We start from the raw sequence: 14965 nt of genomic DNA, 5'->3' as shown, positions 1-14965 counted from the left end.
GCTGGCGCTAACCGGGCCTACGGTTCAGGTTTTGTAGGCCGGGTAAACGCAGTGCCACCCGGCAAATTCCACAAATTTAAACCCCTTGCTCCAGAATGCGGATGTGGGTTTCCAGCACGTCACCTTTCACGGCATCACTCCACGCTTTCATGTGCGCGGTCTGCAGATGCGCTTCAAGGTGCGCGACGGTTTCCCACTGCTCAACCATGATGATCGAGTCCGGTGCGGTCGCCTGGAAGCTGGCGTGAGTGGCGGCATCCACCATCGGCGCGTAGCCGTGGCAGCCTTCTTCTTTCAGTACGGTCGGGATAATTTTCGCGAACTGATCCAGCACCGCCTGGCGGTGATGTTGACCTGGACGAGTACGGATTTCTGCAATAACGGTAAGCATTGTGACTACTCCTTTAATTCCAGGTTACCAGTTAAGCAAAAATTTCCGCGAGATGCTTGCGATATTCTGCGATATAGCGCGGGACATCAGGCATTTTAATCACGTCGTTGACGATAAAGGTCGGCAGCGGATCCATGCCCAGGAACTGGTTAGCCTTGTGGAACGGCAGGTACGCGCCGTCAACGCCCACCCCTTCGAAGAACTGATCTTTCTCGGTGAAAGCTTCCAGCGGGGCGTTCCAGGTGAGCGACAGCATATATTTTTTGCCCTGAATCAGGCCGCCGGAACCGTATTTTTTAGACGCATCTGAGCGGGTGCGGCCGTCGCTGGCATACAGCGAGCCGTGACCTTCAGTGAAGACATCGTCCATGTATTTTTTCACGGTCCACGGTGCGCCCATCCACCAGCCAGGCATCTGCCAGATCACCACGTCAGCCCACAGGAAGTTCTGCACTTCGGCTTTCACATCGTAATCGCTGTCCGCGCGCACGACCTTAACATCATGCCCGGCGTCGCGCAGGAAACCGTCCGCGACCTCGGTCAGGGTGTCATTCAGCTGGCCTTTCGAGTGCGCGAACTCTTTCGCGCCGTTGATAATCAGAATGTTGCTCATTATTTGTCCTCGTCGATGAGAGTATGGCGAGTATTCTACGCGCGAGGGCGGGACGGTAAAATGAGCAAAATGTGCAAAGTCTTTTGCATTAAACGCAATAATCCCTTACCAGCTGACCCTGACTTCCAGGCCCCTTTCCGGCGCATTGTTCAGCGAGACACGCAGTCCATGTAGCGCAGCAATACGTTTCACAATGGATAACCCCAGCCCGCTGCCCGTAGCATCCTGGCCGGGCGGGCGATAAAACCGCTCGCCGATACGCGCCAGCGCCTCGGGGGAAATCCCCGGGCCGTTGTCGCGCACGGTGAAGCTCCGGGCGTCCAGCGTCACGTCCACCACGCTGCCGCGCGGGCTGTAGCGAATCGCGTTATCCAGCAGGTTACGTACCAGCAGGCTCATCAGCAGTGGCTGACCCGTGCGTGTCACCTCCGGGGCATGAATGTTCAGGCGAATATCCGTGCCCGCCTGGTGAGCCGGATGCCAGATATCCAGCACCGCTGACTGCAGTAAATCGGCCATCGTGATGGGTTCGACATCTTCCAGATTGTCCAGCGAATCCAGACGCGAGAGCGTAAGAAGCTGATCCACCAGCCGGGAGGCGCGGTCGATCCCCGCATGAAGCTGCGAAAGCGCTTTTTCCTGCGCCTGCGGGTCATCCAGAGAGAGTTGCGCCACGTCAGTTTGCACTTTCAGGGCCGCCAGTGGGCTGCGCAGCTCGTGAGCGGCATCGGAGGTAAAACGACGCTCGCGGATCATCATCTCCTGGGTACGTGCGAAGAGATGATTCAGCGCGTCAAGCAGGGGGCGCACTTCCGCAGGGACACCCTGCGTCGGCAGAGTATCGGTGGCATCCGGCGAGCGGGCGCGAAGGGTCTGGGCCAGCTTTTTCAGCGGCTTCAGTTCCCGGCTCAGGAGGACAATCAGCAACAGCAGCATCACCGGCAGCGCCACCAGCCAGGGCGTGAGCTGTGAACTGACCACGTCCAGCGCCATCTCCTGGCGGTACTCCCACTCCTGGCCGATCACCACGCGGTATTTCCCGTCGGGTGACGTCAGCCATAAGAAACGCCATTCATCGTTATCGTCTTTAAGCCTTCCGTTATCAAACCCGTCACGACGATAGTGATACGGGATATCGCGCCCGTTTTCGCCGTCGTTGAGGATCATTTTGCCGTCGACGGCATAAATGGCGAAAGCCAGCGCGTCGTCATCCAGACGACCATGTTTCACTTTTTTCGGGATCTCGCGCATGCGCTCAGGGGCACGGATCTCGTCCAGATCCATCGTCAGCAGCCGTTTGGCGAACAGCATCTGCTGGGTATCAAACAGCTTATCCAGCTTGTGGGTCGTCTGCTGCCAGGCCACCAGACTGGCGGCAAACCATGCTGTCAGGGAGAGCGCTAAAAAGAGGAGCGTCAGGCGCAGCTTCAGGCTCAGGCGTTGCGTCAGTTTCATGCGTCACCCAGGGTATAGCCGATGCCGTGCACGGTGCGGATAAACTCGCTGCCAAGCTTGCGGCGCAGATGGTGGACATGGACTTCCACCGCATTGCTGGAGACGTCGTCGTCCCAGGTGTAGAGCTTCTCTTCGATCGCTTTGCGCGGCAGCACGCGGCCGGCATTGCGCATCAGCAGCTCCAGCAGGGCAAACTCTTTGGGCTTGAGCGTCAGCGTTTCCCCCTCCAGCGTGGCGACGAGGCTTGTCGGGTCGAGAGTGACCTTTCCGTGGCGCAGCTCGCTGCGCGTCTGGCCGTGGCTGCGGCGGACCAGCGCTTCGAGGCGGGCCCCCACCTCGATCAGCGCGAACGGTTTACAGAGATAATCATCCGCGCCCAGGCGCAACCCTTCGACGCGCTGGTTAAGCGCATCCCGCGCGGTCAGGATCAATACCGGTTCGCTGCGGCCGCTTTCTCGCCATGCGCGCAGGATCTGAAGACCGTCGATTTCCGGCAGCGTCAGGTCCAGCACCACGGCATCGTAAGGTGCAGAGTAGAGTGCGGCCTGGCCGGTTTTTCCATCGGTAAACCAGTCCACGCTAAAGCCCATTTTGCTTAAGCCCGTTTTGATGCCGTCGCCAATGAGCTTGTCGTCTTCTACCAGTAAAATGCGCATATTCCCTCCTTGATGCCGTCAGTAAACCCTCTGAATCCGCCTGCTGTACAGTAAAAATAAATAAATTTTCCCCTTAAGAAGTTGTTAAGGATTACCCTGTTAAATGGTTTGCGAAACCAGATTAAAGGGAGAGTTAATATGAAAAAATTCGCTGCGATTGCTGCCATCATGATGATGACCACTGCCCCTGTTTTTGCTGCCCAGGGCGGATTTAACGGCCCGTCAGCCACGCAAACTCAAACTCACGCGCAGACAGGCGGGTTTGTTGATAATGACGCGAACCTCACCACCGCGGTGAAGGTTAAAGAGATGAAAGACGACAGCTGGGTGAAGCTGCGCGGGAACATTACCCAGCGCCTGTCCGACGACCGCTACACCTTCCGCGATGAGACCGGCACGGTAAATGTGGAGATTGACCACAAGCGCTGGAACGGCGTGACCGTCACCCCGCAGGATAAAGTTGAAATCCAGGGCAAGGTCGATAAAGAGTGGAACGATTTTGAAATCGACGTGAAGCAGATCATTAAGCTGAACAAATAACCCGGAAAGGGCCGCCTGAGCGGCCCTTTTTCTTTGTGACTCAACTCGTCAGATAGGGTAGTATCTGCGGCAATATTGCCTGAAACCCATCGGTTTCTGAGTTGAGGAATCACACGTAATGAGCGATATGGCAGAGCGCCTCGCGCTACATGAATTCACGGAAAACGCCTACCTGAACTACTCCATGTACGTCATCATGGACAGGGCGTTACCGTTTATCGGGGATGGCCTGAAGCCCGTACAGCGCCGCATCGTGTATGCGATGTCCGAACTGGGGCTGAATGCTACCGCCAAGTTCAAGAAATCCGCCCGTACCGTCGGTGACGTGCTGGGTAAATACCATCCGCACGGTGACAGCGCCTGTTATGAAGCAATGGTGCTGATGGCCCAGCCGTTCTCGTACCGCTATCCGCTGGTGGATGGTCAGGGGAACTGGGGGGCGCCGGACGATCCGAAATCCTTCGCGGCGATGCGTTATACCGAATCCCGTCTGTCTAAATATGCCGAAGTGCTGCTGGGCGAGCTGGGGCAGGGCACCGTTGACTGGGTGCCAAACTTCGACGGCACGCTGCAGGAGCCGAAGATGCTGCCTGCGCGTCTGCCGAACATCCTGCTGAACGGGACCACCGGTATTGCCGTTGGTATGGCGACGGATATTCCGCCGCACAACCTGCGTGAAGTGGCGAATGCCGCCATCACCCTGATTGAGCAACCGAAAACCTCGCTGGATGAGCTGCTGGATATCGTGCAGGGGCCGGACTTCCCGACCGAAGCCGAGATCATCACCTCGCGCGCGGAAATCCGTAAAATTTACCAGAACGGTCGCGGCTCCGTGCGCATGCGCGCGGTGTGGACCAAAGAGGACGGCGCCGTGGTGATCACCGCGCTGCCGCACCAGGTCTCCGGCGCTAAAGTGCTGGAGCAGATCGCCGCCCAGATGCGCAACAAAAAGCTGCCGATGGTGGATGACCTGCGCGATGAATCCGACCACGAAAACCCGACCCGTCTGGTGATTGTGCCGCGCTCTAACCGTGTGGACATGGAGCAGGTGATGAACCACCTGTTTGCCACCACCGATCTGGAAAAAAGCTACCGCATCAACCTGAACATGATTGGCCTCGACGGACGCCCGGCGGTGAAAAACCTGCTGGAGATCCTCACCGAATGGCTGACGTTCCGCCGCGATACGGTTCGCCGCCGTCTGAACCATCGTCTGGAGAAAGTGCTTAAGCGCCTGCATATCCTCGAAGGTTTGCTGGTGGCGTTCCTCAATATCGACGAGGTGATTGAGATCATCCGTACTGAGGACGAGCCGAAACCTGCCCTGATGTCGCGTTTTGGCATCAGCGAAACCCAGGCCGAAGCGATCCTCGAACTGAAGCTGCGCCATCTCGCCAGACTGGAAGAGATGAAGATCCGCGGTGAGCAGAACGAGCTGGAAAAAGAGCGCGATCAGCTGCAGGCGATCCTCGCGTCCGAACGCAAGATGAATACCCTGCTGAAGAAAGAGCTGCAGGCCGATGCCGACGCGTTTGGTGACGACCGTCGTTCTCCGCTGCACGAGCGCGAAGAAGCGAAGGCGATGAACGAGCACGACATGCAGCCGTCCGAACCGGTGACCATTGTGCTGTCGCAGAGCGGCTGGGTGCGCAGCGCCAAGGGGCACGATATCGACGCGCCGGGGCTCAGCTACAAGGCGGGCGACAGCTTCAAAGCGGCGGTGAAAGGTAAGAGCAACCAGCCGGTGGCGTTTATCGACTCCACCGGGCGTAGCTATGCCATCGACCCGATTACGCTGCCATCCGCGCGCGGGCAGGGCGAACCGCTGACCGGTAAGCTGACGCTGCCGCCGGGGGCGACGGTTGACCATATGCTGATGGAAGCCGATGACCAGAAACTGCTGCTGGCCTCTGATGCGGGTTACGGCTTTATCTGTACCTTTAACGATCTGGTCTCGCGTAACCGTGCCGGTAAGGCGCTGATTAGCCTGCCGGACAACGCTCACGTCATGCCGCCGCTGGTGATCGAGAACGAAAGCGATATGCTGCTGGCGATCACCACCGCCGGACGTATGCTGATGTTCCCGGTCAGCGATCTGCCGGAGCTATCAAAAGGCAAGGGCAACAAGATCATCAACATCCCGTCGGCGGAAGCCGCGAAAGGCGAAGATGGCCTGGCGCACCTCTTCCTTCTGCCGCCGCAGAGCACGCTGACCATCCATGTCGGCAAGCGTAAAATCAAACTTCGTCCGGAAGAGCTGCAGAAAGTGGTGGGTGAGCGCGGTCGCCGCGGCTCGCTGATGCGCGGCCTGCAGCGTATCGACCGCGTGGAGATTGACTCTCCTGCACGCAGCTCCGCGGGTGACAGCGAAGAGTGATGTCGTGATATCCCCCCTCTGTCCGGAGGGGGAATTTCAATAAAATTTCCCGTAAAATCGTTGTTAATTCGTGCGTTGCGATTAACAATACGCGCTCGTAATAAAGTCCTTACCTGGCCACAGGTGAAGTATAATTGTCAGCTGTCAGGGCTTCAGAGGTCGCTATGCTATACATTGTTCGTCTCATTCTTACCGTTATCTACTGCATTCTGGTCTGTGTTTTCGGCTCTGTTTATTGCCTGTTCAGCCCGCGTAATCCGAAGCATGTTGCCACTTTTGGTCATATGTTCGGTCGTCTGGCGCCACTGTTTGGTCTGAAGGTTGAAAAACGTCTGCCTGAAGGGGCGGAGAATTTCGGTAACGCCATCTATATCGCTAACCATCAGAACAACTACGATATGGTAACGGCGTCCAATATTGTCCTTCCGCCGACCGTGACGGTGGGGAAAAAAAGCCTGCTGTGGATCCCGTTTTTCGGTCAGCTGTACTGGCTTACCGGCAACCTGCTGATCGACCGTAATAACCGTGCAAAAGCGCACAGCACCATTGCGGAAGTGGTGAATCATTTTAAAAAGCGCAAAATCTCAATCTGGATGTTCCCGGAAGGAACGCGCAGCCGCGGTCGCGGCTTGCTGCCGTTTAAAACCGGGGCGTTTCATGCCGCAATTGCGGCAGGTGTTCCAATTATTCCTGTGTGCGTTTCCAATACTTCTAATAAGATTAATCTTAACCGCCTGAATAACGGGCTGGTGATTGTCGAGATGCTGCCACCCGTTGATACCAGCAAATACGGTAAAGACCAGGTGCGCGAGCTGGCAGCACACTGCCGTGAGCTGATGGCTCAGCATATTGCGCTGCTCGACAAAGAAGTCGCAGAGAGAGAAGCCGCCGGTAAGATTTAACCCGGCGTTGAAGGGAAAACGAATTCCCGCGTTGTTAGTCGTTTCAGATGGAGCTTATATGTCACTCAGTCGGCGTCAGTTTATTCAGGCTTCGGGGATCGCCCTTTGTGCGGGTGCGATGCCGCTGACAGCCAGCGCCGCCGGGCAGCAGCAGCCGCTGCCCATTCCGCCGTTGATTGAATCCCGTCGCGGTCAGCCGCTTTTCCTGACGCTGCAGCGCAGCCACTGGTCCTTCACCCAGGGAACCCGCGCGCCGGTCTGGGGCATTAACGGACGTTACCTTGGGCCGACCATCCGCGTATGGAATGGCGATGACGTTAAGCTCATCTACAGCAACCGTACGTCTGAAAATGTCGCCATGACCATCAGCGGTTTACAGGTTCCGGGCCCGTTGATTGGCGGCGCGGCGCGCATGATGTCGCCTAACGCCGACTGGGCGCCGGTGCTGCCGATCCGTCAGAGCGCGGCCACCCTGTGGTACCACGCCAACACCCCTAACCGTACGGCGCAGCAGGTCTATAACGGCCTGGCCGGTATGTGGCTGGTGGAAGATGAGGTCAGTAAATCTCTGCCGATCCCGAACCACTACGGTGTGGACGACTTCCCGATTATTATCCAGGACAAACGGCTGGATAACTTCGGTACGCCGGAATACAGCGAGCCGGGCAGCGGTGGCTTTGTGGGCGATACGCTGCTAGTTAACGGTGCACAAAGCCCTTACGTAGAAGTCTCGCGCGGCTGGGTACGCCTACGCCTGCTCAACGCCTCTAACTCGCGCCGCTATCAGCTCCAGATGAGCGATGGCCGTCCGCTGCACGTCATCTCCGGCGATCAGGGCTTTTTACCGGCACCGGTGTCCGTTAAACAGCTGGCCCTCTCGCCGGGTGAGCGCCGTGAAATCCTCATTGATATGACCAACGGGGATGAAGTTTCTGTCACCTGCGGCGAAGCGGCGAGCATTGTGGACCGTATTCGCGGGTTCTTTGAGCCATCGAGTATTCTGGTTTCCACCCTCGTGCTGACCCTGCGCCCAACCGGCCTGCTGCCGCTGGTGACCGACAGCCTGCCCATGCGCCTGCTGCCGCAGGAGATCATGAGCGGCTCGCCGGTGCGCAGCCGTGATATCAGCCTGGGCGACGATCCGGGCATCAACGGCGCGCTGTGGGACGTCAACCGTATCGACATTACCGCGCAGCAGGGCACCTGGGAGCGCTGGATTGTTCGCTCGGACATGCCGCAGTCGTTCCATATTGAAGGCGTGTCATTCCTGATCCGCAACGTGAACGGTGCGATGCCGTTCCCGGAAGACCGCGGCTGGAAAGATACCGTCTGGGTGGATGGTCAGGTTGAACTGCTCGTCTACTATGGTCAGCCTTCGTGGCCGCACTTCCCGTTCCTGTTCCACAGCCAGACGCTGGAGATGATGGACAGGGGCTCCGTGGGGCAAATGCTGATCAATCCCGCGCCATAACTTCCGACATTCCCGGTTCGCCGGGAATGTTTTAAGCCCGCCAGAAAAAGCGCGAAAACAGAATCAGCACCGGGTAAATTTCCAGACGCCCTAAGATCATCGCCGCGCACATCAACAGCTTAGCCCCTTCTGTTAACGTCCCAAAGGTTGAGGCTGTTTCGCCAAAGCCCAGCCCCATGTTGTTGATACAGGCGGCAACCGTCGCGAATGACGTAAACAGGTCGTAGCCCATCAGATTGAGCGCCCAGACGAAAAAGCCCGTAATCATCACGTAGAGAAAGAAGAAGCTCCATACCGATCTCAGGACGCGCTCATTCACTACGCTGTTGCCAACCTTGATGCTCAGCAGCGCCCGCGGATGCGCCAGCTGATTCATCTCCTGAATGCTCTGTTTGAACATAATCAGAAAACGCAGGGCCTTGATCCCGCCGCAGGTCGAGCCTACGCAGCCGCCAAAAAAGCTGGCGCTCAACAGCAGGAAAATGGTGTGCGCAGGCCAGTGGGCATAATCCGCTGTTGAAAGGCCGTTATCGGTCATCATCGAACTGGCAAGGAAGAAGGCGTGCACCAGGCTATCCGTGGCGTCATACATCCCGGCATGCCAGACCTGCCAGGCGGTGATAAGAATAATCACCCCGGCGGCGCTCAGAAAGAATTTGACCTCCGGGCTGCGACGAATCGGCTTTAGCGTGCGTCTGGCAATAGCAACATACCAGAGCGTGAAGTTGAAGGCGGAGAGCAAGGAAAACGCACCGGCGACCAGCTCAATCGCGTGGCTGTCATAAAAACCGATGCTTTCGCTGCGGGTTGAAAATCCCCCCAACGATACGGTTGAAAGCCCGTGACAGACTGCGTCAAAAAAGGACATTCCCGCCAGCCAGTAGGCCAGGGTACAGGCCACCCCCAGCGCTAAGTACGTTACCCACAGCGTGCGTGCGGTATCGGCGAGCCGGGGCGTCAGGCGTTCCTCTTTAAACGGCCCCGGCATTTCTGACTGGTACAGCTTCATGCCACCGATGCCCAGCAGCGGCAGAACCGCGACGGCCAGCACAATAACGCCTAACCCGCCTATGAAATTGAGCTGTGCGCGGTAATAAAGGTAGGACTTAGGCAGGGCGCTAACGTCCCCGATGACCGTGGCGCCCGTGGTGGTGATCCCGGAAACCCCTTCAAAGAGCGCGTCAGCAAAGGAGAGCTGCAGGCCGTCATCCATCCATAACGGCATGGCGCTAATGAATGAGAACAGCAGCCAGAACAGGACGATAATGACAAAACCGTCGCGGGTACGCAGCTGTATACCGGCGTGACGGGTGGCCCGCCACGCCATCCCACCGAGGCTGAAAAAGGTCAAAAAGGTGGTCAAAAACGCAAAGTAGGTTCGCTCTTTGTTCAGCAGAGCGATCACCATCGGCGGCAGCATGGAGAGGCTGTACAGCAGCACCAGAAAACCACAGAGGTGAAGGACCACCCGCAACTGGGAGACATGTAACGAATCGTTGGGCTTCACAGGTGAGCTCCGCGCAAACACGTATTCCGGGGCAAATCACCGGAAAATATAGTGAATATTATGATTCAAAATTATCAGGGCGGCGTATTTTAACGACTTCTGTGAATATCTGCCTGCTTGCTGCATCCTTTTCTTCAAATCTGGCGGATGAACAGCGTATAATCCGGCTCCTTTTGTCTATTTTTTCTTCGGAAGCATTATGAGCGCAATTTCCCTGATCCAGCCGGATCGTGACCTCTTCTCCTGGCCCCAGTACTGGGCGGCCTGCTTTGGACCGGCGCCGTTCCTGCCGATGTCCCGGGAAGAGATGGACCAACTGGGCTGGGACAGCTGCGATATCATTCTGGTCACGGGCGATGCCTACGTTGACCACCCGAGCTTCGGCATGGCCATCTGCGGCCGTATGCTTGAAGCGCAGGGCTTCCGCGTGGGGATCATCTCCCAGCCTGACTGGAACAGCAAAGACGACTTTATGCGTCTGGGTAAACCCAACCTGTTCTTCGGCGTGACCGCAGGCAACATGGACTCAATGATTAACCGCTATACCGCCGACCGTAAGCTGCGTCATGACGATGCCTACACACCGGATAACGTAGCGGGTAAACGTCCTGACCGTGCCACGCTGGTCTATACCCAGCGCTGCAAAGAAGCCTGGAAAGACGTGCCGGTGATCCTGGGCGGCATCGAGGCGAGCCTGCGCCGCACCGCGCACTACGACTACTGGTCAGATACCGTGCGCCGTTCGGTGCTGGTGGATTCCAAAGCCGACATGCTGATTTACGGTAACGGTGAGCGTCCGCTGGTGGAAGTGGCGCACCGTCTGTCGCAGGGCGAGCCGGTGAGCAGCATCCGCGACGTTCGCAATACCGCGATCATGGTGAAAGAGGCGCTGCCGGGCTGGAGCGGGGTGGATTCCCGCATCATCGATATGCCGGGCAAAATCGACCCGATCCCCCACCCATATGGTGAAGATCTGCCGTGTGCCGATAACAAGCCGGTAGAGCCAAAGAAGGCGGAGGCAAAGGCGATCGTCGTTCAGCCGCCGCGCCCGAAACCGTGGGAAAAAACCTATGTGCTGCTGCCGTCCTACGAGAAGGTGAAAGCCGACAAGGTGCTCTACGCGCACGCGTCCCGTATTCTGCACCATGAAACCAACCCGGGCTGTGCCCGCGCCCTGATGCAGAAGCACGGCGAGCGCTTTATCTGGATCAACCCGCCGGCGATCCCGCTCTCCACGGAAGAGATGGACAGCGTCTTCGCGCTGCCTTACAAGCGCGTGCCGCACCCGGCGTACGGCAACGCCCGTATCCCGGCGTATGAGATGATCCGCTTCTCGATCAACATCATGCGCGGCTGCTTCGGCGGGTGCTCCTTCTGCTCCATTACCGAGCACGAAGGACGTATTATTCAGAGCCGCTCTGAAGATTCGATCATCAATGAGATCGAAGCCATTCGCGACACCGTACCGGGCTTTACCGGCGTGATTTCCGACCTTGGCGGCCCAACCGCCAACATGTATATGCTGCGCTGTAAGTCGCCGCGCGCGGAGCAGACCTGCCGCCGCCTGTCGTGCGTCTATCCGGATATCTGTCAGCACATGGACACCAACCACGAGCCGACGATCAACCTCTACCGCCGCGCGCGTGATCTGAAAGGCATCAAGAAGATCCTGATCGCTTCCGGGGTACGTTACGATATCGCTGTGGAAGATCCGCGCTACATCAAAGAGTTGGCGACGCACCACGTGGGTGGCTATCTGAAGATTGCGCCGGAGCATACCGAAGAAGGCCCGCTGTCGAAGATGATGAAGCCGGGCATGGGCAGCTACGACCGCTTTAAAGAGCTGTTCGACACCTACTCGAAGCAGGCGGGCAAAGAGCAGTATCTGATCCCATATTTCATCTCGGCGCACCCTGGCACGCGTGATGAGGATATGGTGAACCTGGCGCTGTGGCTGAAGCAGCGTCGCTTCCGTCTGGATCAGGTGCAGAACTTCTATCCTTCACCGCTCGCCAACTCGACGACCATGTATTACACCGGCAAAAACCCGCTGAGTAAGATTGGCTATAAGAGCGAAGAGGTGGTGGTGCCGAAAGGGGATAAACAGCGTCGTCTGCACAAAGCGCTGCTGCGTTATCACGATCCGAAAAACTGGCCGCTGATCCGTCAGGCGCTGGAAGAGATGGGCAAAAAGCACCTGATCGGCTCGCGCCGCGACTGCCTGGTGCCGGCGCCTACGCTTGAGGAGATGCGCGAAGCGCGTCGCCAGAACCGCAATACGCGCCCGGCGCTGACCAAGCACACGCCGATTGTGCATCAGCGTTCGAACGGTGGGGCGGGAACGAAGAAAAACGTAAAACGTAAGAGCGGCTAGACATATTGCCCGGTGGCGCTGCGCTTACCGGGCCTACAGTTCAGCGCGTAGGCCGGGTAAGGCGCAGACGCCACCCGGCTTTTTTCTGCATAAGAGCAGGAGGCCCAACATGAAAATAATGAAGTTAACGGGAGCGATGCTGATTGGCCTGACGTTAAGCGGTTGTGTAATGCACCGCCAGACACAGCCAGAAGTGGAAGGACGTCTAATCGACAGCGCAGGTAAGCCAGTCCCGGGCGCTAAAATAACATTAGAGAGGGAGCAAACGCTTTCTGACGACAACGGTCGTTTTGCTTTTCAGAGCCAGCATGAGTGGATCTTCTTTCTGCCAATAGGTCCGATGGACTGGATTTATCGCACCCCGCTCCAGATAAGTGTCAACGGAAAGGAATATGAAGCAGAAGCAGGCGGCGGTCTCGGCGGACCACATGAACTTGAAGGGAAAGCGTTTAACGTTATTTGCACCTTGCCTGACCTCCCCGGAGAAGCGAGATGTCAGTCCGGTTTATAGATTAAAACGAGCCCGGTGTAAGATCGGGCTCGTTTTAGGTATTACCCGCCAAACTGATCCGGATCCGGCCCTAAACGCTTGCCCTTATCCAGCTTCGCAATCTCACCCAGCTCATCTTTGTCCAGGCGGAAATCCCAGACGTCGAAGTTCTCGGCGATGCGCGATGGCGTGACCGATTTCGGGATCACCACCAGGCCGTTGTCCAGGTGCCAGCGAATGACAACCTGCGCCGGGGTTTTGCCGTATTTATCCGCCAGATCGCGGATAATTTTCTGGTCGAACACCCCCTCGCCGCCCTGAGCCAGTGGGCTCCAGGATTCGGTCTGGATTTTGTGCGTGGCGTTCCATGCGTGAAGCTGGCGCTGCTGCATCAGCGGGTGCAGCTCGATCTGGTTAATCACCGGCGCGACGCCCGTTTCGTCTATCAGGCGCTGCAGGTGATGTACCTGGAAGTTACAGACGCCGATGCTTTTCACCAGCCCCTCTTTCTGCAGTTCAATCATCCCTTTCCAGGCGTCAACGTAATGGTCGATAGCCGGAACCGGCCAGTGCATCAGATACAGGTCGACGAAATCAAGCTGGAGTTTCTCCAGGCTCTCCTGCAGCGCTTCGCGCGGGCGCTTTTGATCGTCGTTCCAGAGTTTCGTGGTGATAAATAACTCATCGCGAGGGACACCGGCGCTGGTCAGAGCCTTACCCACGCCGTCCTCATTTTTATATGCGGCGGCGGTATCAATCGACCGATAGCCGACTTCCAGGGCCTTATGAATGGCGGAGACGACCTCGTCGTTACCGGCTTTCCATACACCTAGCCCCAACTGGGGCATCACGTTGCCGTCCTGCAGCTTGATTACGGTTTGGTTTGCCATTTTTCCTCCTTCAGGTGCGCATCGCCGGAGAGGGACTCCGGCGATGGGGTGTGCATTAAGTCTGGACGAAATGTCAAAAAACGAAAGTCGGAGGGACAAAAACGCTTAGCGTGCCGCCTCGTAGATACGACGGCTCACGTCCAGCGTAATGTCGCCGTGTTCGCCCAGATGGGTCATACCGTGTTCTTCCAGTTTCGCCAGCAGGGCAGGGATAGAGCTACCATCCAGACCGTAGCCAGACAGACGCGTTGGCACGCCCAGCCCTTCAAAGAAGTTGCGGGTCGCGTCGATTGCCGCATCAATACGCGCATCGTCAGAGCCCTCGGTAATGTTCCACACGCGCTCGGCGTACTGCAGCAGTTTGGCACGTTTGGTATCCCGCTTTTCGTTCCACAGCGCAGGCAGAACAACGGCCAGCGTTTGGGCGTGGTCCAGACCGTGCATCGCCGTCAGCTCGTGGCCCAGCATGTGGGTCGCCCAGTCCTGCGGCACGCCAGCCCCGATCAGGCCATTCAGCGCCTGCGTTGCAGCCCACATCACGTTGGCACGCACGTCGTAGTTTTCCGGCTCTTTCAGCGCTTTCGGACCTTCTTCAATCAGCGTCAGCAGAATGCCTTCCGCGAAACGATCCTGAATTTTGGCGTTCACAGGGTAGGTGACGTACTGCTCAACGGTATGCACAAAGGCATCGACCACGCCATTCGCCACCTGACGCGCAGGCAGGGTGTAGGTGTAAACCGGATCCAGGATAGCGAACACTGGCTGAACGTGTTCGTTCATAAAGGCCTGTTTATCGCCAGTGGTTTTGCGGGAGATCACCGCGCCCTTGTTGGATTCAGAGCCGGTAGCCGGCAGAGTCAGCACCGAGCCCATCGGGATCGCGCTTTTAATGTCGCTGCCGCGGGTCTCCAGGATGTGCCACGGATCAACGCCGTCTGCGTAGTGGGCTGCCGCGGCGATAAATTTGGTGCCGTCCAGTACGGAGCCGCCGCCGACCGCCAGCAGGAAGGTGACCTTCTCGTCGCGGGCGATTTTCACCGCGTTCATCAGCGTTTCGTAAGAGGGGTTTGGCTCAATACCGCCAAACTCACGCACGTCCAGACCGTCCAGCGCGCTGTAAACCTGATCCAGCACGCCGGTTTTTTTCACGCTGCCGCCACCGTAGGTGACGAGGACGCGGGCATCAGCCGGGATCTGCGCGCGCAGATCGGCGATAGCGTCTTTACCAAACAGAATGCGGGTTGGGGTGTGAAGATTAAAGTTGTTCATGGCTCGTTCCCTTTAGTGGGTGAATAATCG

General features: G+C 57.6%; 13 protein-coding genes. 6 read left to right on the top strand and 7 right to left on the bottom strand.

Annotated features, from left to right (window positions below):
- Nucleotides 1-76: 76 nt before the first annotated feature.
- The 4 genes from SP99_RS18880 to qseB all read right to left on the bottom strand — a co-directional run bounded on the left by SP99_RS18880 (nucleotide 77) and on the right by qseB (nucleotide 3115).
- Nucleotides 77-391: a putative quinol monooxygenase gene (locus tag SP99_RS18880; RefSeq protein WP_025758496.1), complete on the bottom strand. Its 315-nt coding sequence runs from the start codon at nucleotides 389-391 to the stop codon at nucleotides 77-79.
- A 31-nt stretch (nucleotides 392-422) separates the two neighbouring features.
- The gene (locus SP99_RS18875) at nucleotides 423-1004 is read right to left on the bottom strand and encodes an NAD(P)H-dependent oxidoreductase (protein WP_008502985.1); all 582 of its coding nucleotides are present in this window, start codon (nucleotides 1002-1004) and stop codon (nucleotides 423-425) included.
- A 105-nt stretch (nucleotides 1005-1109) separates the two neighbouring features.
- On the bottom strand, nucleotides 1110-2459 hold the full coding sequence (gene qseC / locus SP99_RS18870) for a quorum sensing histidine kinase QseC (protein WP_047959472.1): 1350 nt from the start codon (nucleotides 2457-2459) through the stop codon (nucleotides 1110-1112).
- Entirely contained in the window at nucleotides 2456-3115 is a 660-nt protein-coding gene (gene qseB / locus SP99_RS18865; RefSeq protein WP_045285903.1) for a quorum sensing response regulator transcription factor QseB, read from the bottom strand. Before qseB ends, qseC begins: the two co-directional genes overlap by 4 nt.
- A 138-nt stretch (nucleotides 3116-3253) precedes the next feature.
- On the opposite strand from qseB, the gene SP99_RS18860 reads away from it, so the two are divergent.
- The 4 genes from SP99_RS18860 (at nucleotide 3254) to ftsP (ending at nucleotide 8405) form a co-directional block, all read left to right on the top strand.
- Entirely contained in the window at nucleotides 3254-3655 is a 402-nt protein-coding gene (locus SP99_RS18860; RefSeq protein WP_025758490.1) for a YgiW/YdeI family stress tolerance OB fold protein, read from the top strand.
- A gap of 118 nt (nucleotides 3656-3773) precedes the next feature.
- On the top strand, nucleotides 3774-6032 hold the full coding sequence (parC, locus tag SP99_RS18855; protein ID WP_045285901.1) for a DNA topoisomerase IV subunit A: 2259 nt from the start codon (nucleotides 3774-3776) through the stop codon (nucleotides 6030-6032).
- 164 nt (nucleotides 6033-6196) lie between these two features.
- On the top strand, nucleotides 6197-6934 hold the full coding sequence (gene plsC, locus SP99_RS18850; protein ID WP_025758488.1) for a 1-acylglycerol-3-phosphate O-acyltransferase: 738 nt from the start codon (nucleotides 6197-6199) through the stop codon (nucleotides 6932-6934).
- 58 nt (nucleotides 6935-6992) lie between these two features.
- Nucleotides 6993-8405, top strand: a complete 1413-nt coding sequence (ftsP, locus tag SP99_RS18845) for a cell division protein FtsP (RefSeq protein ID WP_045285900.1) — start codon at nucleotides 6993-6995, stop codon at nucleotides 8403-8405.
- A 31-nt stretch (nucleotides 8406-8436) separates the two neighbouring features.
- Here the strand turns inward: ftsP and SP99_RS18840 are convergent, their stop codons facing one another.
- Nucleotides 8437-9912, bottom strand: a complete 1476-nt coding sequence (locus SP99_RS18840) for a TrkH family potassium uptake protein (protein ID WP_047959471.1) — start codon at nucleotides 9910-9912, stop codon at nucleotides 8437-8439.
- A gap of 199 nt (nucleotides 9913-10111) precedes the next feature.
- On the opposite strand from SP99_RS18840, the gene SP99_RS18835 reads away from it, so the two are divergent.
- On the top strand, nucleotides 10112-12286 hold the full coding sequence (locus SP99_RS18835) for a YgiQ family radical SAM protein (RefSeq protein ID WP_045285898.1): 2175 nt from the start codon (nucleotides 10112-10114) through the stop codon (nucleotides 12284-12286).
- A 109-nt stretch (nucleotides 12287-12395) separates the two neighbouring features.
- On the top strand, nucleotides 12396-12797 hold the full coding sequence (locus SP99_RS18830; RefSeq protein WP_045285897.1) for a transthyretin-like family protein: 402 nt from the start codon (nucleotides 12396-12398) through the stop codon (nucleotides 12795-12797).
- 41 nt (nucleotides 12798-12838) lie between these two features.
- On the opposite strand, the gene dkgA is transcribed toward SP99_RS18830, so the two are convergent.
- The gene (gene dkgA, locus SP99_RS18825) at nucleotides 12839-13666 is read right to left on the bottom strand and encodes a 2,5-didehydrogluconate reductase DkgA (RefSeq protein WP_047959470.1); all 828 of its coding nucleotides are present in this window, start codon (nucleotides 13664-13666) and stop codon (nucleotides 12839-12841) included.
- Between the two features lie 105 nt (nucleotides 13667-13771).
- Entirely contained in the window at nucleotides 13772-14935 is a 1164-nt protein-coding gene (gene yqhD / locus SP99_RS18820; RefSeq protein WP_045285895.1) for an alcohol dehydrogenase, read from the bottom strand.
- Between the last annotated feature and the right edge of the window lie 30 nt (nucleotides 14936-14965).

The sequence above is a fragment of the Enterobacter sp. BIDMC92 genome, from assembly GCF_001030225.1.
GTDB lineage: Bacteria > Pseudomonadota > Gammaproteobacteria > Enterobacterales > Enterobacteriaceae > Enterobacter > Enterobacter sichuanensis.
The sequence above is the reverse complement of the archived record's forward strand: the minus strand, read 5'-3'. Positions and strand labels throughout refer to the sequence as shown.